This window comes from Salinarimonas sp., assembly GCF_040111675.1.
Lineage (GTDB): Bacteria > Pseudomonadota > Alphaproteobacteria > Rhizobiales > Beijerinckiaceae > Salinarimonas.
On record NZ_CP157794.1, the window covers coordinates 4,175,334 to 4,200,558 of the forward strand.

At 72.8% G+C, this 25,225-nt stretch carries 5 protein-coding genes; all 5 read left to right on the plus strand.

The features are described 5' to 3' along the window. Window positions 1–259: 259 nt before the first annotated feature. The 5 genes from ABL310_RS19535 to ABL310_RS19555 all read left to right on the plus strand — a co-directional run bounded on the left by ABL310_RS19535 (window position 260) and on the right by ABL310_RS19555 (window position 25,224). A complete protein-coding gene (locus ABL310_RS19535; RefSeq protein ID WP_349368667.1) occupies window positions 260–1,534 on the plus strand; it encodes an aminotransferase class V-fold PLP-dependent enzyme in 1,275 nt (424 codons plus the stop codon). A gap of 62 nt (window positions 1,535–1,596) precedes the next feature. Then, entirely contained in the window at window positions 1,597–1,797 is a 201-nt protein-coding gene (locus ABL310_RS19540) for an MbtH family NRPS accessory protein (RefSeq protein WP_349368668.1), read from the plus strand. A 112-nt stretch (window positions 1,798–1,909) separates the two neighbouring features. Beyond that, window positions 1,910–3,868, plus strand: a complete 1,959-nt coding sequence (locus ABL310_RS19545; protein ID WP_349368669.1) for an AMP-binding protein — start codon at window positions 1,910–1,912, stop codon at window positions 3,866–3,868. Between the two features lie 36 nt (window positions 3,869–3,904). Beyond that, on the plus strand, window positions 3,905–20,563 hold the full coding sequence (locus ABL310_RS19550) for an amino acid adenylation domain-containing protein (RefSeq protein ID WP_349368670.1): 16,659 nt from the start codon (window positions 3,905–3,907) through the stop codon (window positions 20,561–20,563). Then, window positions 20,560–25,224, plus strand: coding sequence for an amino acid adenylation domain-containing protein (locus ABL310_RS19555; RefSeq protein WP_349368671.1), 4,665 nt, complete (start codon window positions 20,560–20,562; stop codon window positions 25,222–25,224). Before ABL310_RS19550 ends, ABL310_RS19555 begins: the two co-directional genes overlap by 4 nt. Window position 25,225: the final 1 nt, after the last annotated feature.

Here is a 25,225-nt window from a genome sequence, read left to right on the forward strand (position 1 = left end):
TACAAAAAACGCTTGACCCACTCGCACCAGACGCTTACCCTGAATAGGCATTTCGAGACGTTGAGTCACTCACGGTCATGGCCAAACTTGAACGACACAGCTTTGACGTGTTTGCAATGCGTCTGTTCTCATCCATGGGTCGGTGCCGCCCCATGCACTCCGAAAAAGCTTCCAGGCGCGGATCGCGCGGGCGGGCGAACCAGCCCGGACGTGTGGCGATCGGCATCGCAGTCTCGGCGGTGACGCGGGAGCGATCCACATGATCCGCCCGTCAGGCATGCCCGCCGAGGGCGTCCCGGCATCTCGGGTTCTCGAGATGCTGCGGACGCGCAAGCGCGCCGACTACGACTGGCGTCGCGGGCGCGTCGGCTTCTACGTGTACGAGAAGGATCCGCAGTTCACGGATTTCCTCGCCGAGGCGTATCGCGAGTTCTTCGTCGAGAATGCGCTCGGCGGCGACGCCTTCCCCAGCGTCGCGGAGCTGGAGGACGAGGTCGTCGCGATGGTCGCGGCGCTGATGCAGGCGCCGTCCGACGCGGCCGGCGCCTTCACGTCCGGCGGTAGCGAGAGCATCTTCCTCGCGCTGAAGACCGCCCGCGACGCGAAGGAGGGCGCACCCGCGGCGCTCAACGTCGTCGTTCCGGAGACGGCGCATCCGGCGTTCGACAAGGCGTGCGCCTATCTCGGAATGACGGTGCGGCGCACCGCGGTCGATGCGAGCGGGCGTGCCGTGCCGAGCGCCATGGCCGACGCGCTGGACCCGCTCACCGCAGCGATGGTGGCGTCCGCGCCGCAATATCCGCACGGGGTCTTCGATCCGGTCGAGGACCTCGGGGAGATCGCCGCGCGGGCGGGCGTGTGGCTCCACGTCGACGCGTGCGTCGGTGGAATGCTGGCGCCGTTCGTTCGTCGGCTCGGACACCCGATCCCGGATTTCGACTTCTCGGTTCGCGGGGTTCGATCGATCTCGGTCGACCTCCACAAGTACGGCATGGCCGCTCGCGGGGCGTCGGTCCTTCTCCTGCGCGACGAAGCCGCGCTTCGTCATCTCGAGTTCTCGTTCTCGAGCTGGCCACGGGGCGCCTACGGCACACGAACCGTCACCGGCTCGCGGCCCGCGGGCGCCGTGGCCGCCGCCTGGGCCGCGATGCAGGCGCTGGGCGAGTCCGGCTACCTCGAGATCGCGCGCCAGATCGTCGACAGCAAGCGAAGGCTCGTTCGCGGCATCGCCGACATCGATGGCCTGTGCGTTCACGAGCCGTCGGAACTCTCGATCGTCCTGATCAAGTCGGCGGACCCCGACCTCGATGTCTTCGCCGTCTCCGACCTGATGCTCGAGCGCGGCTGGTATCTCGGACGCAGCCTGCGACCGGCGGCGATTCATCTGGCGCTCAACCCGCTCCATACCGGCGCGATCGCTCCCCTCCTCGCAGATCTCGCGGAGGCCAGCGCGCGCGCGCGCAGCCTTCGGCTTTCGGGACGCACGGACGGCCCCGCCTACGGCGTGGGCCGCGCCAGGGTCGACCCGGGCTGATCGAACGACCGCAAGCCCAGCGACCTCTCGCCCACTCGGACAATGCCTCTGGAGTTCCACCGATGTCGGAAGAACAGACGTACAAGGTCGTGATGAACGACGAAGAGCAGTACTCGATCTGGCCGGACGAGAGGGAAATACCCGCCGGCTGGCGCGCCGAGGGCAAGGCCGGCACCAAGGAGGAATGTCTCGCCCACATCGAGACCGTCTGGACGGACATGAGGCCGCTCAGCCTGCGTCGCTCGATGGAAGGAAGCGCCTGAACCAGCGGCCGCGAGACCTTCGCGCGCCGTTCGCCGACCCATTCGCGACAAGAACCGACCCGCGCGGGCGCCCGCGCGGGAACGGAGACCTCTTGCGCAGGAAACCGCCAGCATGATCACATCGTCGGCCTCCATCCTCGACAGGATCGCTCAGCGAGCGGCAGCCGAGCCGTCGCGTGTCGCCGTCTGCGCCTACGACGGATCCGAAGACGGGCGCGCCGTCTCCTACGGCGAGCTGGAGCGCCGCACGAGAGCGATCGCGTCCTGGCTCTCCGGCCGTACCGGACAGGGGGATCGCGTTCTCCTGACGATACGGGATCCGGCCCTCTTCGTCGCCGCCCTGATGGCCTGCGGGCGGGCGGGCGTGATCGCCGTTCCGCTGTTCGCCGCCTCGTCGAAGCGCCGCGCCGCTCTCCAGAACGCCGTCGCCCGAGACTGCGAGCCCGCGACCCTGCTGCACGATGGCGAGGATCAGCCCCCGGACGTGCCGCAGGGCGACGCCCGGGCTCTCGTCGCCGACGAGAACGGCCGCTGGCTCGAGACGGCGGACGCGCAAAGCGTCTTCTACCTTCAATATACGTCCGGCTCGACGGGGCGCCCCAAGGGCGTAATGATCTCCCACGGCAACATACGAGCGAACGTCGCCGCGATACAGGCGACCTTCGCCTTCGACGAGAGCTCGACCGCCGTCAACTGGATGCCGCACTACCACGATTTCGGTCTCGTGTTCGGCCTGCTCGCCCCCCTGGCCGAAGGCGCGCGGGTCGTCGTCCTGGATCCGTCGCAGGTGGGGCGGCGCCCGCGTCTGTGGCTCGAGGCGATCAGCGCGGCGCGGGCGACGCACAGCGGCGCTCCGGATTTCGTCTACCAGACGTGCTGCCGGAGCGAGGGCGACGGCGCACGACCGCTCGATCTCTCGTCCTGGCGCTACGCGGTCGTCGGCGCCGAGCCCGTGCGTGCGTCCACTCTCGAGCGCTTCGCCCGGACCTTCGCGCCCCGGGGCTTCTCGCCGGAGGCGTTCTTTCCGTGCTTCGGGCTCGCCGAATCGACACTCATGGCGAGCGGCGATCGAAGCGGCCTGCCGGAGCGAAGGACGCGCGTGGTCGAGAGCCTCGGCACGAACGCCGTCGTCGGCTGCGGCCGCGCGGCCCGCGGCGCGCTTCTGAGGTTCGCGCGCGCGGACGGGCGGCTCGACGAGACCGGGCCGGGCGAGATCGTGGTCGGCGGGCCGAGCGTCTCCTCCGGGTACTGGCGCGATACGGACGCGACGGCCGCGTCCTTCTTCCGATCGGACGGCGTCTCGTTCGTTCGGACAGGCGATATCGGCTGCCTCGACGGAGGCGAGCTCTTCGTGATCGGGCGCGAGAAGGACGTGCTCATCCGGTCGGGCGAGAAGCACTTCTCGGAGGACGTGGAGGCCACCGTCGCCGCGGCCGATCCTCTGCTGGCGGACGCGCGGCTGGCGGTGTTCGGCGTCGAGGAGCACGACGAGGAGGTCGCCGTCGTGGCGATCGAGGGCGCAGCGGAACAGGCAGCGGAGCGCGAACGGCTCGAAGGTGCGCTGCGCCGGGCCGTGCTCGAGGCGCATGAGCTCCCGATCGCCCGCATCGTCTGGCTGCGGCGCAATCAGCTCCCCAAGACGACGAGCGGGAAGGTCCAGCGCGGCGAAGCGCGGCGGGCCGTGCTCACGGGAACGCACGCGCGTCGCGCGAGCCGAACGCCGGATCGCGCGCCGAACGAGCGTGCGGCCGATCGGGATCCGTGGGCGGCGCCGCTCCTGGCGCTGATCGTGGACCTCGTCCGGGAAGTCCAGCCGTCGGCCAGCGAACTCTCGCCCGGCAGGACGGTGGCCGAAATCGGCGTCGATTCGGTCTCGGCCACGCTCATGGCGTCGCGGGTCGCCGAGCTGTTCGGCGTCTCGGTCAACATCGCGACCCTGCTCGGCGACGTCACGCTCGACGACGTGGCCGACCAGCTCGCCGCAACGCTGCGGCAGCGGCTGCCGCGAGCGGACCACGAGAAGGTCTCCGAGATGCTCGAGTCTCTGCGCGGCCGCGGCCTCTTCGATTGACACGAGCAGCATCTCTCGCGGGGGCACGGACGAACCATGACAGCGCCTCAATCGGCATTCGCCCTGCTGCGCCAGGCCCGGGACAGGCTGGACGTCACGGTCGGCGATCCGCTGCGTCCCGTCGATCGCGACGAGCCCCTCCTCCTGTCACCCGGGCAGGAGGCGCTCTGGCATCTGCACGAGGTCAGCGGCTCGGGCGCGGCCTACACCGTGCACTCCCTGCATCGGCTCACCGGCCCCCTCGACGCAGACAGGTTGTCGCGAGCCGTTTCGGCGCTGGCGCGCAGGCACGAGATCCTGCGCACGCGCTTCCCCCTCTCCGCCTCCGGACCGATCCAGCACATCGAGGAGAGCGGCCCGCCGCTCGTGATCGACGCCGTCGCGGAGAGCGGCCTCCTCGAGCGCGTCGGCGCCGAGATCGCGAAGCCGTTCGACATCCAAGAGGCTGTCCCGGCGCGCTGGTTCCTGTTCGAGCTCGCTCCCGAGCGGCACGCTCTCCTCGTGGTCATGCACCACATCCTGATCGACTTCTGGTCCTACAAGATCCTGCTCGAGCACCTCTCGGCCGAGTACGCCGCAGACGGGACCGCCGCCTCGCCAGCCGCCGCGGCGATCCAGTACGCCGACTACGCCGCCTGGCAGCGCAGGCAGGAGAAGCTCCACGGCGATCGCCTCGCCACATGGGTCGAGCGCCTGGCCGGGACCTCCTCGGACGCGGCCCTGCCCTACGAGCGGCCCCGTCCGCCTCGCCAGAGCTTCCGCGGCGCGAACGTGCGCCTGGAGCTGAGCGGCACGACGACGACCGCGTTGCGCGGCCTCGCGTCCATGGAGGGCGCGACGTTGTTCCACGTCCTCCTGGCTGGTCTTCAGGCGACCTTGCGCCGTCTCGGCGGAGCCGAGGATCTCGTCGTCGGAACACCCGTCGCGGGGCGATCACACCCTGCGTCGCGGGATCTCATCGGCTATTTCCTCAACACCCTCGCACTGCGAGCCGATCTCGGTGGCGATCCCTCCTTCGGACAGCTCGTTCGCCGCGCCCGCACGATCACGCTCGACGCGCTGGCGCGTGACGACGTCCCCTTCGGCCGCGTCGTCGAAGCGCTCGGAATCGCGCGGGACGCATCCCGCCAGCCGCTCTTCCAGGTCATGCTGAACCTCCAGAGCGTGCCGCGCGGGGCCTTGAGCCTTCCCGGGATCGCAGCCGAGGAGGTATGGCACCCGACGGCGGGCGCGAAATACGACCTCACGATCGACGTGCTCGAGCGAGGAGACGCGCTCCACCTCACGCTCGAATACGCCGCGGACCTGTTCGAGCCGCGCGGCATGGAGGGGTTCGGCAAGGCCCTGTGCGCCGTTCTCGAGGCGGTCGCCGCCGATCCGGCCCTGCCTTTGTCGCGCCTGCCGCTCGTGGTCGGGCCGGACCGCGCGCGCCTGATCGCGAGCGAGCTCGGCCGGCCGACCGCCGCGCCGACCTCCGTCGTGGACTCGGTGCTCGAGCGCGCGCGCCTCGAGCCGCGCCGCGTGGCGCTTCGGCAGGGCTCCTTCGCCCTCACGTTCGCCGAGCTGGCCGACAGGTCCGGCCGGCTCGCGGGTCTCCTGGCCCGGCGAGGCGTAGCGCGCGGCGACGTCGTCGCGATCCGGATGGAGCGCTCCATCGCGCAGCTCGTCACGATGCTGGCGGCATGGCGTTGCGGCGCGGCGTGGACGGCGATCGATCCGGACAGCCCGAGCGATCGCGTCGCGGGCATGCTCCGCGACAGCGGCGCGCGGCTCGTCGTCGAAGACCGGCCGTCGCCCGACGGTCGCGACGGCGTGCCGGCGCTGTGCTGGTCGGACGACGACCTCGCGGATTGCGAGCCGCCCGCATCGGCCCGACACGAGATCTGCGACCTCGCCTACGTGACGTTCACCTCCGGCACGACGGGACGCCCCAAGGGCGTGGCGATCCCTCATTCGGCGCTGGCCAACTATCTCGCGAACGCCGCGGCCCGCTTCGACGCCCGGGGCGGAGGCGCTCACGTCTCGTCCCCCGCCTTCGATCTAGCCCTCACGAACATGTTCGCGCCGCTTGTCGCCGGCGGGTGCTGCGAGATCCTGGCCGACGGCGTCGCGGAACTCGCGAGCCGCCTCCTCGACGGGCGGCGCTACGGGTTTCTCAGCCTGACGACCAGCCATCTGAGGATGTTGACCGCGCTGATCGGCGAGAGGCCGGCTTCAGGCGGCGCGCGGATTCTCGTGCTCGGTGCGGAGGCCGTCCATCCCGAGGACGTTCGCGCCTGGGTGCGATGCTGCGGGCCGACCCGGGTGGTCAACGAGTACGGTCCCACCGAGACGACGGTCGGGTGCTCCTTCTTCGCGATCGACATGCGCACGCCGGAGGACGATGTCCGATGCGGTCCCTCCGGCACCGTGCCGATCGGCGGTCCCATGGACGCGATCACGATGCATGTCGTCGACGCGGACGGCGAGACGGTTCCGGCGGGCGGCACGGGGCGGCTGACGATCGGTGGCGCGGGGCTGGCCTGGGGCTATCTCGGACGGCCGGGCCTCACCGCCGAGGCCTTCCGTCCGGACCCGCGCGGCGGCGGCGGCCGGCTCTACGACACCGGCGACGTCGTGCGGCGTCTGTCCGACGGAGCGCTCGAATTCTGCGGTCGCGCCGACCGCCAGCTGAAGGTCAACGGGGTCCGCATCGAGCCGGCGGAGATCGAGGCCTGCCTGCTCTCCCACCCGGCCGTCACGGCGACCCATGTCGCCGCCCGGCCGGCGCAGGACGGACGCCGGACGCTGGTGGCGTGGGTCGCCGCCGAGGGCGTCGGCGAGGAGATGCTCAGGTCGCATCTCGCGCAGCGCCTTCCGCGTGCCATGATCCCCTCGGCGGTCGTGATCCGCGACCGGCTTCCTCTGACGCGAGGCGGCAAGCTTGACATCGGCGCGCTGGAACGAGAGGCGCCGGTCTCGGCCGACGCCGATCCCGACGGCGGCGCACGCGACGCGATGCCGGTCCCCGCCGACCCCTCGATCGTCGCAGCTGTCGCGCAGGCCTGGGCGAAGGCTCTCGGCCGGGGGGCGGTCGCCCCCGATGCGGACGTCTTCCGGCTGGGCGCGGACTCCATCAGCGCCGTTCGCGCCTTCGCCGTGCTTCGCGAGGCCTACCCCGATCTCCGGCTTCGCCAGGTGTTCGATCGGCGAACCCCGCGCGGGCTCGCGGCCGACCTGGCGTCGTCGCGTGCGGGAGATGTCGGCGGGCAGGTCACGCCCCTCGACGGCCCGGTCTCGCATGCGACGCATCGTCCGGCGTCGTCGGCCCAGAAGCGGCTCTGGCTCCAGGCGCGCATGTTCCCCGACGACACGAGCCATCACGTTTCCGCCTGCCTGCTGATTCGAGGCGCGCTCGACCGCGGGACGCTCGCGGACGCGCTGTCGCGGTTGCGGGCACGCCACGAGATCCTCGATGCGGTCGTCGCGCCGGTCGGAGACGACGACATCGCCTTCGAGATCGGGAACCGCCCGCTGCCGCTGCGCATGGAGGATGCGCCTTTCGCGGACGAGGCCGCACGGACCGCGTGGCTGCGCGAGCGCATCGCGGAGCCCTTCACGCTCACACGAGGTCCGCTCTGGCGAGTGACGGCGCGTCGCATCGCGCCGGACCAGCATCTCGTCCTCCTGACGATGCACCACATCGTGACCGACGGATGGTCGGTGGCGATCCTCCTGGAGGAGCTGCTCGAGGAATGCGCCGCGGCCCTCGACGGCCGCGAGGTCGCGTTGCCGGCGCCGGGGCGATCCTTCTTCGACTGCGCCGCGGACGACGCCTCGAGCGAAAGCGACGCGGCGAGCGCGCGCTACTGGAAACGGACGCTCGAGGGCGTCCCGACCATCCTCGACATGCCGACCGACGCGCCGAGACCGGAGGTGCGGTCGTTCGCGGGCGAGAGCGTCGCCATGCGCCTCGCGGACGATGTCGTGGACGGCTTGCGTCGTGTCGCGGACGCGCGCGGGACGACGCTGAACGTCGTCGTCCTGGCGGCCTTCTCGCTGCTGCTCGCGCGCCTGAGCGGCCAGAGCGATTTCTGCATCGGCCTTCCCTGCGCGGGACGCGAGGACGCGCGCGACCTGCGGTCGGTCGGGCTCTACGTCGCCATGGCTCCGATACGCGTGCGCCCGCGGCCTGAAGCACGTTTCGAGGAATTCGTCGGCGACGTTCGCGACACCGTGCTCGGTGCGGTCGAGAACCAGCGCTACGCGCTCGAGCGGATCATCGCCGATCTCGCGCCGCCCCGCGATCCGCGCATGCATCCGCTGTATCAGGTCGTCTTCAACGGGCTCGGCGCGCGTGCGACCTCCGCCCGCTCGGGCGAGCTCCACGCCGAGCTCGTGCCCGTCCCGGAGACGACGTCCAAGGTGGATCTGACGCTCTACGTCGTCGAGCCCGACGGTCGTGTGGATCTGCAGATCGTCTACAACGCACAGCTCTTCGTCCGCGAGCGCATGACGGCGTTCGGCGACCAGCTCCGGGGTCTGCTCGAAGCCGCCGCCGCGGATCCGAGCCGCGCCCTGCAGGCCTACGCGCTGCCTGCCACGACCCCCGCGCGGCTCGACCGGCGAGACGCGCGGCCGCCCGTTGGGTTCCTCGCCCGTCTCGAGGCGGCGCTGACGGCGCATGCCGCGCGCACGGCGCTCGTCTCGCCCGATGCGACCTGGAGCTACGCCGAGGTCGACGCGCGGGCGCAGGCGCTGGCGCAGGCCCTGACCGAGCAGGACGCGACCCGCGCGCCCGTCGCTGTGATCTGCGGACGCGAGCCGAGCGCGACCGTCGCGATGCTCGCGTGCCTGCGCGCGGCGCGGCCGTTCTGCCTCTTGGACGCCGAGCTGCCCCGGCCCTACCTCGAGAGCCGGATACGCTCGGCGAGGCCCTCGGTCGTCCTCGCCAAGCAGGCGCATGCGGCGGCCGACGTCGGCGGCCTGCCCGTCTGGCCGCTCGAGCGCGTGACGCGGCGCGCGGCGGAAGGTTCCGGGCCGGTGCGACCGTCACCCGCGCCGGCCGAGGCCGAGAGCGAGCGCGTCGCCTATCTCGCCTTCACCTCCGGCTCGACCGGAGAGCCGAAGCTCGTCGCCTCGCCGCTGAGCGCCCTCGACGCGTTCTCGATAGGGTATCTCGACGAGCTCGGGATCGCGGCCCGGGATCGCTGCGCGGCGCTGTCGGCGGTCGGTCACGATCCCTTCCTGCGCGACGCGTTGATTCCCCTGGCGGCAGGCGCCATGATCTGCTTCCCCGACGCCGGCTCGACCCTGGGCGAGCGACTCGGGGAGTGGCTCGCCTCCAGCTCCGTCACGGTGGCGAACACGAGCGTGTCGCGCCTGCGCACGCTCGCGCCGAATCACATGCGCCGGGCGACGGCGTTGCGGATGTTGCTTCTCGGCGGCGAGCGCTTGGAGGTCGCCGCCGTCGGGCCGCTCCTCGCCGAGCGCCCGGACCTGCGGGTGCTCAACGTCTACGGGACGACGGAGACGCCGCAGATCGTCGCGTACGGAGAGCTGCGCGCGACGACGGCGCGGGATTGCCCGCTGACCGACGTCGCCCCCGGCAGCGCCATCGCGCTGCTCACGCCCGACGGGCGTCCTGCAGGCGTCGGCGAGGTCGCCGAGATCTGCGCCCTCGGCGCGAGCCTTGCGCTCGGATACGCGAACGACGTTCGGGGAACCGCGGAACGCTTCCTCCCGGCACCCGGCGGCCGCGCCTACCGGACAGGCGATCTCGGTCGCATCGGGCCCGACGGCGCGCTCACCGTTCTCGGCAGGCTCGACGACGAGCTCAACATCAGGGGACATCGGATCCACCCCGCCGAGGTCACGGCGTGCCTCCTTCGGCTTCCCGGCATCCGCGACGCCTTCGTGACCGCGCAGAGCGGGCATGGCGGCGAGCCCGTCCTCACCGCCTGGATCATGCCGAGCTCGGCCGGCGTCGACGAGACGCAGCTCGCGCGACACGCCCGCGAGACGATGCCGTCGCATCTGCGCCCGGGCCGTTTCCTCGTCTGCGACGATCTCCCGCGACTGCCCGGCGGCAAGGTCGATCGACGCGCGCTCCTCGCCGCGCGCGCCCCCGTCCGCGAGCGCCCCGCTTCCGGCGCCATCGAGGCCCGGGTGGCGGGTGCGATGGCCCGGACCCTGGGGGTGGACGGTCTCGGCGCGCAGGACGACTTCTTCCAGCTCGGCGGACATTCTCTCCTGGCGCCGCGCTTGTGCGCGGAGCTGGAGCGCGCCTTCGGGGTCGAGATCGGACTGCTCGACCTCTTCCGCGATCCGAGCGTCGGCGGCCTGGCCGCCACGATCGCTCGTCGGCAGGCGGAGGGCTCCTCGGGAGGGCACGCCGCCTCGGTGACCACCCACGACCCCGAGCGCCGCCACGAGCCCTTTCCGCTCACGGACCTGCAGGCGGCGTACTGGATCGGCCGCAGCGGCGACTTCGAAATCAGCGGCGCCGGAGCCCGCACCTACGTCGAGATCGAGATGAGCGATCTCGACGTCGACCGGTTCCGGAAAGCCTGGTCGCGGGTGGTCGAGCGCCACGACATGCTGCGTGCGATCGTGCTGGAGACCGGGCGGCAGCAGGTCCTGCGCGACCCGCCCGTACACGAGATCCCGGTGCACGACCTCGCAGACCTGACGGACGCTGAAGCGATCGCGCGGGTCGAGGCGCTGCGAACGCGGATCGAGACGCGCGTGCACGACCCGGCTCGATGGCCCTTGTTCGACGTCGCGATCTCGAAGCTGCCGGGCCCGTCCTTTCGGCTTCACATCGGGATCAGCCTCCTGATCTGCGACGCCTGGAGCATCGGGGTGCTCGAGCGCGATCTGGCGACCTTCTACGCCGATCCCGACGCGCCGTTGCCCCCGTTGCCGATCGGGTTTCGCGACTTCGCCGTCGCGGAGGCCGCCCGGGTCGGGCAGCCAGCGTACCTGAAGGCGCGGGCCTACTGGACCGCCAGGATGGATGCCCTGCCCGCCGGCCCCGAGCTGCCGATCCTCGCCGAGCCGGGGGCGGTCGCTCGCACGCGCTTCGAGCGCTCGCGCGTCTCGGTCGACGCCCGCGCATGGGAGGCCCTGAAACGCGCATGCCGCACGCGCGGCCTGACGCCGACCGGGCTCGTGCTCGCGGCCTTCGTCGAGATCCTCGGCCTGCATGCCGCCGACGACCGTTTCCTGCTGACGCTGACCCTGTTCAACCGCGAGCCGCGCCACCCGCGCATCGCCGACATCGTCGGCGACTTCACCTCGGTCTCGGTCTTCGAGGCGCCGTGCGGCGCCGGGAGCTTCGAGGAGCTGGCCCGCACGGTTCAGGAACGCCTCTGGACCGACCTCGACAATCGCGCCTTCAACGGGATCGAGGTGCTGCGCGAGCTGACGCGACGCCGTGGCGGCGCGCGAGCGGCCGCGCCCGTGGTCTTCACGAGCCTCCTCGGCCTCGAGGAGGCTCGCGGTCGACGCCTGCCGGGCGCAGTGGTCTACCGTTCCGGGCAGACCCCGCAGGTCTCGCTCGACTGCATCGTGCACGAGCAGGACGGCGGGCTCGCCATCGAGTGGAACACGGTCGCGGACCTGTTTCCGTGTGGCCTGATCGCTGGGATGCAGGAGCTTTTCCGGTCTCGTCTCGAGGCTCTGGCGGATCTCGCGGACTGGGATGTCGCGCTCGTGGAGGGGCTTGCGTCCGGGCAGGCGGAGCGGCGGTCGGCGGCGAACGCGACGGTGGTGGCGCGGGAGAGCCGGCGGCTGGAGGCGGGGTTCCTGGCGTGGAGCGCGCGCGATCCGGAACGCCTGGCGGTGGTGGACCCTCGCGGCGGCGTGAGCTACGGCGCGTTGCGGGCGCAGGCGGCGGCGGTCGCGGCGGCTCTGGCCGGGGAGCCGGGCGAGGTGGTGGGCGTGGTCATGGACCGCGGTCGCGAGCAGCCGGCGGCCCTGCTGGGCGCGCTGTGGGCGGGGCGCGCCTATCTTCCGGCCACGCCCGACCTGCCGACGGCGCGGCTCGGGAGCCTGATCGCGGACGGCGGCGTGCGCACGGTGCTGACGCAGTCCTGGCTGGCGGAGGCGATGAGCTGGCCGGAGGGCGTGCGGGTCGTCGCGGTGGATCGTCTCGCGCCCGTGGACGGCGATCCGCCCGGCCTTCTCGCCGCCGGGGAGGCGCGCGCCGGAGCCGAGGCGCTGGCCTACGTGATCTACACGTCGGGCTCGACCGGACGCCCCAAGGGCGTGGCCGTCTCGCACGCCGCCGCCTGGAACACCATCGCCGACGTGAACGCCCGCTTCGGCGTCACGCAGCGGGATCGGGTCCTGTCGGTCTCCGCCCTGAGCTTCGACCTGTCGGTCTGGGACGTCTTCGGCCTCTTGTCCTGCGGCGGCGCGGTGGTACTGCCCGCCCCCTCCGAGCGGCCGGACCCGGCCGACTGGCTGGCGCGGATGCAGGCCCACGGCGTCAGCGTCTGGAACAGCGCGCCGGCGCTGCTCGAGATCACCCTCGCCGAGGCCGGCGCCCACGCGCCGGGCCTCGCGGGCCTGCGCCTGGCCCTGGTGAGCGGGGACTGGGTCGCGGTGGACCTGGCGCAGCGGCTGCGGCGCCACGCGCCCGACGTGCGCATGGTCGCGCTGGGCGGGGCGACCGAGGCCGCCATCTGGTCGAACTACAAGGACATGGGCGCCCTGCGCGGCGACGAGCGCAGCGTGCCCTACGGCCGCCCCCTGGCCAACCAGGCCTTCCACGTGCTCGATCCGCACGGGCGCCCGCGGCCGGACTGGGTGCCGGGCGAGCTGCACATCGGCGGGGCGGGCCTCGCCCGGGGCTATTGGCGCGACCCGGCGCGCACGGCGGAGCGCTTCGTGCCGCATCCGCGCACCGGCGAGCGGCTCTATCGCACCGGCGACATGGGGCGCTACCTGCCCGACGGCGAGATCGAGTTCCTCGGGCGCCGCGACACCCAGGTCAAGATCCAGGGGCATCGCATCGAGCTGGCCGAGATCGAGGCGGCCCTGGCCCGCCATCCCCGGGTCGGCCGGTCCGTCGCCGCCGCGCCGGGGCCGCGCGGGCAGCGCCGGCTCGCCGCATGGGTCACCCCCGACGGATCGAACGCCCCCCCGGACGAGGCCGAGCTGCGCCGGCATCTGGCCGAGACCCTGCCCGCCCACATGATCCCCGCCCGGATCGCCGTCCTCGATCGCCTGCCGCTGACCGCCAACGGAAAGGTCGACCGCAACGCCCTCCCGGACCTCTCCGAGCCGGCGCCGGCGCGAAGCGGCGGCGCCGAGGGCGCGCGCCCGTCCCCGGCGGCCGCGCGCATCGCCGCCGCCTGGGCCGAGGTGCTCGGCCTGCCCGAGATCGGACGAGACGACGACTTCTTCCGGCTGGGCGGCGATTCCGTCCTGGCCGCGCGCATCGTCGTGCGCCTGCGCGAGGACCACGGCCTCGCGATCTCCATCCGAACCCTCTTCGAGAACCCGACACCCGCGGCACTCGCTCGCACCCTCGAGCACGAACCCGAGACCAAGACGAAACCCGCCGCCAGGGCGGCGCGGCGCATTCCCCGGTCGCCCCGTGCGGGCGTCTTCCAGGCTTCGCTCGCGCAGGAATCGATCTTCGTCGCCGAGCAGGTCGCAGGCGACCCGTCGCTCTATCTGCTCCCGATGGCGATACGCATCCACGGCGCGCTCGACGTCGAGGCCCTGCAGGACGCCGTCCGCCGGCTCGTGCACCGGCACGAGCCGCTGCGCACCTCCTTCGCATGGCGAGACGATCGGCTCGTCCAGACGGTGGCCGCCACGGCGCAGCCCGCCTTCGTCGTCGACGAGATCGATCCGCGATCGTCCGACGACGAAGAGGACCGCGTGTGGCGCGTGATCGAGGCCGAGAGTGCGGCGACGTTCGATCCCGGCGCGCTGCCGCTCGTGCGCTTCCGCCTGATCCGGACGGCTCCCGAGCGAGCCGTCCTCGTCGCGACGTTCCATCACCTGATCGCCGACGCCCTCTCGTTCCAGGTCCTCCTGCGGGATCTCGATGCGTTCTACCGAATGATCACGACGGGCGACGCCGAGCCGCCGCCGGCGCCGGACGTCCAGCTCGCCGATTTCGCCGACTGGCAGAGATCGGCGGAGCGCGCGGAACGCCTGCCCCGCGAGATCGCGTACTGGACCACGTCCCTGTCGGGACTGCCGCCGCGCCTGGAGCTCCCGGTCGATCGCCCGGAACGGATCGGCGCCGGCCATGCCGCGCATTGGATCGACTGCCCCGTCGACGCGGCGACGGCGGCGGCCGTGCGCCGCTTCGCCGCCGAGCACGGCCACAGCCTGTTCGCGGTGCTGCTGGCCGCCTGGTCGGCTACGCTCGCGCGGATCGGCGGCGTCGACGATCTCGCGGTTGCCGTGCCGGTCTCCGGCCGCGACGATCCCGAGCTTCAGGACGTCGTCGGCTGCTTCGTCAACACGGTTCTGGTCAGGGCGCCGCTGGAGGACGACCCCTCGCTCGCGACGCTCGCCGCACGCATCGCGGCGCGCGCCCTCGACGCAGCCGAGCACGGGGGCGTTCCCCTGGAGCGCATCCTCGAAGCGCTGGGAGCCGAGCGGGCGGGCGGGCGCGCGCCCCTGGCGCAGACGAGCTTCGTCATGCAGCCCGCGAGCCACGGCGTCGACCGCATCGGGCCCTGCGCCGTCGAGCTGGTTCCCACGCGGGAGGGCAGGGCGCGCTACGACCTGACCCTCTCGGTGACCCCTGCGCGCGACGATTGGACCGCGCGCCTGAAGTACGACGAGCATCTGTTCACGCCGGCTGCCGCCCGAACCATCGCCGGCCTCTTCGCGGAGCTGCTCGCGCAGGCCGCCGTTCGGCCGGACGTCCCCCTCGGCCGGATCACGCTCGCCCCTGCGCCCGCGACCGACCAGAGCCGGCCGCCGCCGCGTGCCTGCGCCGACGGCCGGACCGTGCCGGAGCGTATCGTCGCCATCGCCGAGCACCTTCCCGACGCCGTCGCGGTGCGATCCACGGACGGGTCGCTCAGCCGTGCGCAGCTCGTGCGCCTCGCCGAGCGTGTGGCCGGCCGCCTCCAGCGCCTCGGCTGCGAGGTCGAGAACCTCGTCGCCGTGCTGATGCCGTCCCGCATCGAGCTCGCCCCCGTGCTTCTCGGCGTGTGGCGCGCCGGCGGCGCCTATCTGCCGCTCGACCCGGATCTCCCGAAGGCGCGGCTCGCCGAGATTCTCGAGACCGCGGGCGCGTCGCTCCTGATCGTCGCGGACGACGCCGCAGCGGCGCAATGGGCGTCGGACGGCCTGCCCGTGACCACGCTCGACGCGCTGCTCGGCGAGGCGCCGGACCCGGAGCCCGCACCGTCGCCCACCCCGATCGATCCGGCGGGTCTCGCCTACGTGATCTACACGTCGGGATCGACGGGCCGCCCCAAGGGCGTGGAGGTGGAGCACCGGCAGCTCGCCGCCTATCTCGAAGCGCTCTGGCTCCGGCACCCCGAGCTCCAGACCGACGGGTTCGCCGTGGCGCAGTCCGCCGCGGTCGACTTCGGCCTGACCGTGTTCTGGGGCGGGCTCGCCAACGGCGTCTGCGTGCATCTGATGCGCGATGTCGCCTCCGATGCGGTCGCCTTCGGCCACTACATGGCCGCGCACCGCATCGGCGGGCTCAAGATTTCCCCGAGCCATCTCGACGCGCTGCTCCAGGCCGCGCCCGAGCCGGCGGACCTGATGCCGGCATCCGTGCTCATGCTCGGCGGCGAGAGCACGTCCTGGGACGCCGTCGACCGCTACCTCGAGCTCCGTCCCGATCTGACGCTGCTCAATCATTACGGGCCTACGGAGACGACGGTGGGAGCGATCACGGCGGACCTGCGTCGGGTCGCGCGCGGCCGCCGCGTCCCGCTCGGGCGGCCATTGCCGCACGCGCGCGTCTTCGTCGCCGATAAGCACCTGCGCCCCGCGCCGGTGGGCGCGGTCGGCGAGCTGTGCATCGGCGGGGCGGGCGTCGCGCGCGGATATCGCGGGCAGCCGGCGGCGACGGCCGGCGCCTTCCTGCCGGATGCGGCGGGCGAAGCCGCTGGTCGACGCATCTACCGGACCGGCGACCTCGCCCGCGTCCGACCGGACGGCGAGATCGAGTTCCTCGGGCGCGCGGACGCGCAGATCAAGATCCGCGGCTATCGCGTCGAGCCCGCTGAGGTCGAGGCGCGCCTGCGTCGCCTCGCCGGCATCGGGCAGGCGACCACCCGCCTGTTCCGATCCGGCGGGCAGGAGCTCTTCGTCGCCTATGTCGTCCCCGACGGCGAGGGCTACGAGGAATCCGGCTCGCTCGCCGCCCTGCGGGACCAGCTGCCGAGCTATATGGTGCCCAGCGCCCTGGTGAGCCTCGACGCGCTCCCGCTCCTTCCCAACGGCAAGGTGGATCGGCTGCGGCTGCCGCCGCCGGCATCCGCCGATCGTCCGGCGGACCGCGGCCCACGCACCGAGACGGAGCGCCTCCTCGCCGCCCTGTTCGAGGAAGCGCTCGGCACCGTTCCGGGACGCGACGACGACTTCTTCCGGCTCGGCGGCCACTCCTTGTCGGCGATGCAGCTGCTCGCGGCCGTGCGCCGCAGCACGGGCGTGGCTGTCCGCATGTCCGACTTCTTCGGCAATCCGAGCGTCGAGGGTTTGGCCCGCCTCGTCGCCGAGGCGAGGATCGAGGGCGTCGCATCGGCGCGGGCCGAACGCGTCGACCCGGATCCCGAGGGGCGCTTCGAGCCGTTCCCCCTGACCGAGATCCAGCAGGCGTACTGGATCGGACGCACGGGTGAGTTCGAGCTCGGGAACACCTCCGCACACGCCTACTGGGAATACGACGCGACGCAGCTCGACCTCGCCCGGCTCGAGCGCGCGCTCAGGCGCGTGATCGAGCGCCACGACATGCTCCGCGCAATCGTCCTGCCGAGCGGAGAGCTGCGCGTTCTCGAGGCGCCGCCGCCCTTCGAGATCGGCGTCGTCGACGCCCGCGGCACGGCGCCGGAGGAGGCCGAAGCCGTCATCGACGGCGTGCGCGCGTCGCTCGAGAGCGAAGTCTTCGACCTGTCGCGCTGGCCGCTCTTCGACGTGCGGGCCGTCCTCCTCGACGGCGGCCGCGTTCGGCTGCACTTCAGCGTCGATATCATCATCGGCGACGCGTGGAGCTTCATCGTGCTCTCGCGCGAGCTGGCCGATTTCTACGCGGACCCGGACCGAGAGGCGAGCCCGCTGCCTCTCACCTTCCGCGACTACGTCCTCGCCATGGAGCGTGCGAAGGACGGTCTCGACGCCGCGCGGGCGCGTGACTATTGGCGCGAACGGCTAGACAGCCTGCCGGGTCCCGCGCTCCTGCCCATGCTGCGCGACCCGGCCTCCATCACGAAACCGCGGTTCGAGCGCACCCGGCTGCGCCTGGAGGCTCCGACTTGGAGCCGCCTGAAGGCGAGAGCGGCACGGGAACGGGTCACCCCGTCGGCGCTGGTGCTCGCCGTCTATGCGGAAGTGCTCGCATCCTACGCGGAATCCGGGCGCTTCGTGCTGAACCTGACACTGTTCAATCGTGTGCCGGTGCATCCCGACATCAATCGTGTGGTGGGCGATTTCACCTCCGTCGTTCTCGTGGAGGTCGATGCGGCGCCGACGCGGACCTTCGGCGCGCTGGTCAGATCGGTGCAGGAGCGGTTGTGGCGGGATCTCGACAACCGCCAGTGCAGCGGCGTCGAGGTCATGCGGATGATGACGGCGCGCCGGGGCGGTGCACGATACGCGGCGCCGCTGGTCTTCACCAGCATGTTCGGCTCCGAGACCCTCGCCAGGGACCTGTCGCCGGCCTCGCTTCCGATCACGCTGGTGAAGCGCGAGGGGCAGACGCCGCAAGCGTGGATCGACCACATGGTCGTGGAGGAGGACGGCGCCCTCCTCTCGGTCTGGAACACGGTCGCGGACCTGTTTCCGTGTGGCCTGATCGCTGGGATGCAGGAGCTTTTCCGGTCTCGTCTCGAGGCTCTGGCGGATCTCGCGGACTGGGATGTCGCGCTCGTGGAGGGGCTTGCGTCCGGGCAGGCGGAGCGGCGGTCGGCGGCGAACGCGACGGTGGTGGCGCGGGAGAGCCGGCGGCTGGAGGCGGGGTTCCTGGCGTGGAGCGCGCGCGATCCGGAACGCCTGGCGGTGGTGGACCCTCGCGGCGGCGTGAGCTACGGCGCGTTGCGGGCGCAGGCGGCGGCGGTCGCGGCGGCTCTGGCCGGGGAGCCGGGCGAGGTGGTGGGCGTGGTCATGGACCGCGGTCGCGAGCAGCCGGCGGCCCTGCTGGGCGCGCTGTGGGCGGGGCGCGCCTATCTTCCGGCCACGCCCGACCTGCCGACGGCGCGGCTCGGGAGCCTGATCGCGGACGGCGGCGTGCGCACGGTGCTGACGCAGTCCTGGCTGGCGGAGGCGATGAGCTGGCCGGAGGGCGTGCGGGTCGTCGCGGTGGATCGTCTCGCGCCCGTGGACGGCGATCCGCCCGGCCTTCTCGCCGCCGGGGAGGCGCGCGCCGGAGCCGAGGCGCTGGCCTACGTGATCTACACGTCGGGCTCGACCGGACGCCCCAAGGGCGTGGCCGTCTCGCACGCCGCCGCCTGGAACACCATCGCCGACGTGAACGCCCGCTTCGGCGTCACGCAGCGGGATCGGGTCCTGTCGGTCTCCGCCCTGAGCTTCGACCTGTCGGTCTGGGACGTCTTCGGCCTCTTGTCCTGCGGCGGCGCGGTGGTACTGCCCGCCCCCTCCGAGCGGCCGGACCCGGCCGACTGGCTGGCACGGATGCAGGCCCACGGCGTCAGCGTCTGGAACAGCGCGCCGGCGCTGCTCGAGATCACCCTCGCCGAGGCCGGCGCCCACGCGCCGGGCCTCGCGGGCCTGCGCCTGGCCCTGGTGAGCGGGGACTGGGTCGCGGTGGACCTGGCGCAGCGGCTGCGGCGCCACGCGCCCGACGTGCGCATGGTCGCGCTGGGCGGGGCGACCGAGGCCGCCATCTGGTCGAACTACAAGGACATGGGCGCCCTGCGCGGCGACGAGCGCAGCGTGCCCTACGGCCGCCCCCTGGCCAACCAGGCCTTCCACGTGCTCGATCCGCACGGGCGCCCGCGGCCGGACTGGGTGCCGGGCGAGCTGCACATCGGCGGGGCGGGCCTCGCCCGGGGCTATTGGCGCGACCCGGCGCGCACGGCGGAGCGCTTCGTGCCGCATCCGCGCACCGGCGAGCGGCTCTATCGCACCGGCGACATGGGGCGCTACCTGCCCGACGGCGAGATCGAGTTCCTCGGGCGCCGCGACACCCAGGTCAAGATCCAGGGGCATCGCATCGAGCTGGCCGAGATCGAGGCGGCCCTGGCCCGCCATCCCCGGGTCGGCCGGTCCGTCGCCGCCGCGCCGGGGCCGCGCGGGCAGCGCCGGCTCGCCGCATGGGTCACCCCCGACGGATCGAACGCCCCCCCGGACGAGGCCGAGCTGCGCCGGCATCTGGCCGAGACCCTGCCCGCCCACATGATCCCCGCCCGGATCGCCGTCCTCGATCGCCTGCCGCTGACCGCCAACGGAAAGGTCGACCGCAACGCCCTCCCGGACCTCTCCGAGCCGGCGCCGGCGCGAAGCGGCGGCGCCGAGGGCGCGCGCCCGTCCCCGGCGGCCGCGCGCATCGCCGCCGCCTGGGCCGAGGTGCTCGGCCTGCCCGAGATCGGACGAGACGACGACTTCTTCCGGCTGGGCGGCGATTCCGTCCTGGCCGCGCGCATCGTCGTGCGCCTGCGCGAGGACCACGGCCTCGCGATCTCCATCCGAACCCTCTTCGAGAACCCGACACCCGCGGCACTCGCTCGCACCCTCGAGCACGAACCCGAGACCAAGACGAAACCCGCCGCCAGGGCGGGCGACTGGGACGCCATCGTCTCCGAGCTGGCCCGGCCACAGCGCGCGCGCGCGGGCGACGCGGCCGGCGCGACCGTCACGCCCGGCACGGGGCGCCCCGAGATCGACATCGGCGTGGCGGAAGCGAGGCTCGCCTTCGAGGCGGCAGCGATCCTCGGGCGTCGCAATCACCGGGTCTTCGCGCCCGACGACGTCCCCGTCGCGCACCTGGCCGGCCTGCTCTCGGCCGTCCGGTCCGTTCCCGCCGCGGGCCGGCCGAAGCTCGCATACGCCTCCGCCGGAGGGCTCTATCCGGTCGGCGTCCTCCTCACGGTCCACGGCGACGGGGAGCGCAGCCGCGTGCCGGACCTGCGGCCGGGCACGTACCGCTTCGACCCGGGCACGACACGGCTTTCCCTGCTGACCGAGGGCTTCGCGCTTCCCGTCGAGAGCTACGGCGACCTGAACCGAACCGTGGCGGCCGCGGCGGCCTTCACGATCCTCCTCGTCGCCGACCTCGACGCGATCGCTCCGACCTACGGCCGCGATTCGTTCCGGTTCGCGCTGATCGAGACCGGTGCGATGACGCAGGTCCTGGAGATGCAGGCGGCGCGGCTCGAGCTCGGCCTGTGCCACATCGGGACCCTCGCGCTGGACGAGCATCGCGACGCGTTCGCGCTCACGGATCGGCACATGCTCATGCACACGCTCGTCGGCGCCGCCGCGTTCCGCGACGCCGCCGCGACGAACCGAGGCGCACGCGCGTGGACGGAGGAGGAGATATGACCACGTCCGGCTGGCGGAGCCTTCCGCATGCGAGCCTGCTCGATTTCGGCCGGCTCGTCGCCGAGTTGGATCGGCGCGAGATCGGCATCGCGAATGTCGGCGGCAGGCTGCGCCTACGCTATCCCGAGGGCGCCCTCGACGAGGCGACGCGGCGCGAGATCGCGAGCCGAAGGGACGAGATCCTGCCCATCCTGGAGCACGTCGAGCGCGTCGAGCCGGCGGCCTTCGCGCAAGAGCGCCTCTGGGCCATGGAGCGGACGGCGGATCTCGGGGGCGCGTTCGTGATCGGCGGCGCCGCCCGGTTCGAGAGCGGCCTGGACGGCGCGCGTCTCGCCGAAGCCTGGAGCCGCGTCACGAAGCGGCACGGCGCGCTGCGCACGGCCGTCGCGGAGCTGGACGGAGCCGTTCGGCAGATCGTCCTGCAGCACGGCGAGGCGATGGCGCACGCGCGGCACGCCGATCTCGTTGCCGCCATCCGGGCGGCCGAAGACGACGTCACGCGCCCGTTCACCTTCGACGCCCCCCTGGCGCGCGCGACGCTGCACCGTATCGACGGCCCGGGCTGCGTCGTGGCGATCGCGATGCATCACATCGTCTCGGACGCGCCCTCCCTGAGGGTCGTGTGGCGCGACTTGCTCGGCTTCTACGACGGCACCCTCGACGATGCGGCGGAGCCGGCGCAGTTCTGGCGGTTCGCGGTGCGCGAACGGGCGGTCGAGACCGGCGATCGACTGCAGCGAATGTCCGAATTCTGGACGAACCATCTGCGTGACGCGACGCCGGACTGCATCCTTCCCTGGGATCGCCCGCGCCCCGCGGTCCAGTCCTTCGAGGGCGCGAGCCTCGGCATCGCGCTCGACCAGGAGCTCTCGGACGGATTCCGCGCACTCTGCCGCACCGTGGGAGCGACGCCCTACACGGTGTTCCTGGCCGCGTTCCAGATCCTGCTGGCGCGCTGGTCGTCGCAGCCTTCGGTCTGCGTCGGCATACCCGTGGGGCTGCGGGACGAAACCGAGCTCGCCGACGCCGTCGGATATCTGGTCAACACCGTCGTCTCCTGCGGTCGCCCATCGGCTCGCGAGTCCTTCGCCACGTTCGTACGCCGCGTCCAGACCGATCAGGCGGCGTCCTTCGACCACCGTACGATGCCGCTGGAGCTGCTCGCACGAAATCTCCGTCGCCCGAGGAGCCTGGACCGACACCCCCTGTTCCAGGTGATGTTCGTGCATCACGCCGCGCGAGAGGACGCCCGTGCCCTGCGGTGTGCGGGCGCTCGCCTCCTGCGCTGGCCCGCGCGTTTCGCCCAGTGCGACCTTCATCTCACCACGCGCGAAGAGGACGGCCGCTTTCATCTCTCGTGGGAATACGCCACGGCCCTGTTCGACCGTGAGACGGTGGAGCGCCTGTCGGAGGGGCTGACGGCGCTGCTCGGGGAGGCGGCGGCGCGGCCGGAGGCGCCGGTGGGCTCGCTGGCGGTGATGCCGGAGCGGGAGCGTCGGCGCGTGGTGGAGGCGTTCAACGCCACGCGCGACGAGACGATCGAGACGGCGGTGCGGGTGGACGATCTCGTGCTGGCGCAGGCGCGGCGCAGCCCGGCGGCGACGGCGGTGCGCTGCGGGACGCGCAGCCTCGCCTATGCCGAGCTGGAAGAGGCCGCGCAGGCCCTGGCGGTGCGCCTCTCCCGGGCGGGGGTCGGCCGCGGGGCGGTGGTGGGCGTGTGCCTGGAGCGCTGCCTGGAGCTGCCGGCGGCGCTGCTCGGCATCCTGCGCGCGGGCGCCGCCTACCTGCCCCTCGACCCGGAGCTGCCGCCCGAGCGGCTGCGCTTCATGGCGCGGGACGCCGGCTGTGCGGCCGTGGTGACCACGCGCGCCCTCTCCGGGACCGCCCCGGAAGAGGGCGCCCGCCTGCTCCTCGACGAGCCGGAGAGCGATCCCCGCGCGCCCCGCCCCGCGGACGCGGGCGGCGGGCCGCTCGATCCCGCCTACGTGATCTACACGTCGGGCTCCACCGGACGCCCCAAGGGCGTCGTCGTCCCCCATGCCGGCGTCGTCAACCGCCTCGTCTGGATGCAGCGCCAGTACGGCCTCGGTCCCCACGACCGCGTCCTGCAGAAGACGCCCCTCGGCTTCGACGTCTCGGTATGGGAGCTCTTCGCCCCGCTGATCGCCGGCGCCGAGCTGGTGATGGCGCGCCCGGGCGGGCATCGCGACCCGGGCTACCTCGCCGAGGAGATCGCGCGCTCCGGCGTCACCGTCCTGCATTTCGTGCCCTCGATGCTGCGCCAGTACGCGGCCACGGCGCCGGCCCGCGACGGCGTGCGCCTGGTCGTCGCCTCGGGCGAGGCGCTCGGCGCCGACCAGCCCGCCGCCGCCGCGCGCTGCTTCCCGAACGCGGCCGTGCACAACCTCTACGGCCCGACGGAGGCCTCGGTGGACGTGAGCTGGTGGGCGTGCGACCCGGCTGCGACGGACCCCGTCCCGATCGGGCGGCCGATCGCCAACATGCGCCTCTACGTGCTCGACGCGGGCGGGGAGCCGTGCCCGGTCGGGGTCGTGGGCGAGCTCCACATCGCCGGCGTGGGCCTGGCCCAGGGCTATCTCGGCCGTCCCGGACAGACCGCCGAGCGCTTCCTGCCGGACCCGTTCGGGCCCCCCGGCGGCCGCCTCTACCGCACCGGCGACCTGGCGCGCTGGCGCCGCGACGGCGCCCTCGACTATCTCGGGCGCAACGACGACCAGGTGAAGATCCGCGGCCATCGCATCGAGCTCGGCGAGGTCGAGGCCGCCCTCGCCGCCGCCCCCGGCGTGCGCGCCGCCGCCGTCGCCGCCCGCCCCGATCCCGCCGGCGCCACCCGCCTCGTCGGCTACCTCGTCGGGGAGACCGGAGCGGCCGCCCTCGACCGCGACGCCGTGCGCGACCACCTGCGCACGCGCCTGCCCCCCGCCATGATCCCCCCGATCCTCCACCCCGTCGACGCCCTCCCCCTCACGCCCAACGGAAAGCTCGACCGAAACGCACTCCCCGAGCCCGACGACGAGCCCACCCACGGCGCCGCCGCCTGCGAGCCGCCCCTCGGCCCCGTCGAGGACACCCTCGCCGCCATCTGGCGCGACATCCTCCAGACCGACCGAATCGGACGCCACGACGACTTCTTCGCCCGCGGCGGCGATTCCATCCTCGCCCTGATGATCGTCTCCCGCGCGCATGCGGCCGGCATCGCCCTCGCGCCACGCATGGTCTTCGAGAACCCGACGATCGCCGCATTGGCGCAGGCGGCCGCGGCAGAAACACCGGCGACCGCACCCGGCTCCGAGCAGGCGACGTCCCGATGGCTCCCCGCCCAGCGCTGGTTCCTCTCGCTGCCGCTCGCCGAACGCGACCATTGGAATCACTCCGTCCTGCTCGCGCCGCGGTCGCCGCTCGACGCCGACGCGTTCCGACGGGCCGTCACCGTCCTCGTTGGACGGCACGAGGCCCTGCGAACCGGTTGCCTGGACGGCGGGACGCCGGTGGCGCTTTCCGAGGATCGCATTCCCGCACTCGCCGCCGTCGCCTTCCTGGACGGAGAAGACCAGCTGCAAGGCTTCATCGACGCGGTGAACCGAGAGCTCGATCTCGGCGCCGGCCTCGTCTTCCGGGCGACGCTGATCGATCTCGGCGGCGCGGGACAGCGCGTCTCCCTGGTTGCGCACCACTTCGCGGTCGACGTGGTGTCCTGGAACGTTCTCGTGGGAGAGCTGGACGCCCTTCTCGGAGGCGGGAGCGCCGCCCCGAGCGCCGCCGACGCGACGGCAGCCTACCTGAGGCGCCTGGAGGACTGGGTCGCCGGCGGCGGGTCCGAGGCGGCGCGGCGCTACTGGTCGGCGTTCGCGGCGCAGGGATGCCCCGCACTGCCGCGCGATCACGAGAACGGACGCAATTGCGAGGGGGACGCGGCATCGATACGTCTCGTCCTGCCGTCCGCGCAGGCCGCCCGCCTCGCCGCTCTGGGTGCGCGACGTTTCGAGGCCCTCCAGCTCGCGAGCCTCGCCGAGGCGCTGACGCGTTGGGCCGCTGCGCCGGCAATCGTCGTCATGCGCGAGGGCCAGGGTCGGACGGACGACCTCATCGACGTCGATCTCTCGGCGACCGTCGGCTGGTTCACGAGCTTCCTCCCCGTCCGGCTCACGCCGCTCGCGCTCGCGGACGCCGTGCCCGCCGCGCAGGCGATGCTACTCCAGCTCGAGGAGGCGCCCGGCGGAGCCGCCGGCTACGGCGCCCTTCGCTACCTCGATGCAGACTGCGCCCGCTTCGCCGTCGAGCCGGAGGTCGGCTTCAACTATCTCGGACGGAGGGCGGCTGCAGTCGATGCGGGACGCGTCTTCGACCTGAGCACGCAGCCCGACCTGAGAACGCGCTCCTGCGTCAATCGACGGGCGTTCCTGCTCGAGGTGGTCACCCACCTGGACGAGGAGGGTCTCCACGTCGCCTTGGTCTACTCGGCCGCGATACACGAGCGGCGATCGATGGCGGACCTCGCGACAGCGGTCTTGAACGGCCTCGCCCGCTTCGCCGACAGCGTCGGCGAGCTTCCGGCGCGACCACCGGGACCGAGCGCCGGGCCGCTGCCGCCGCATCTGTCCGACCGCCGCCTGTCTCGCCGTCTCAGAAGCGAGGGATGAC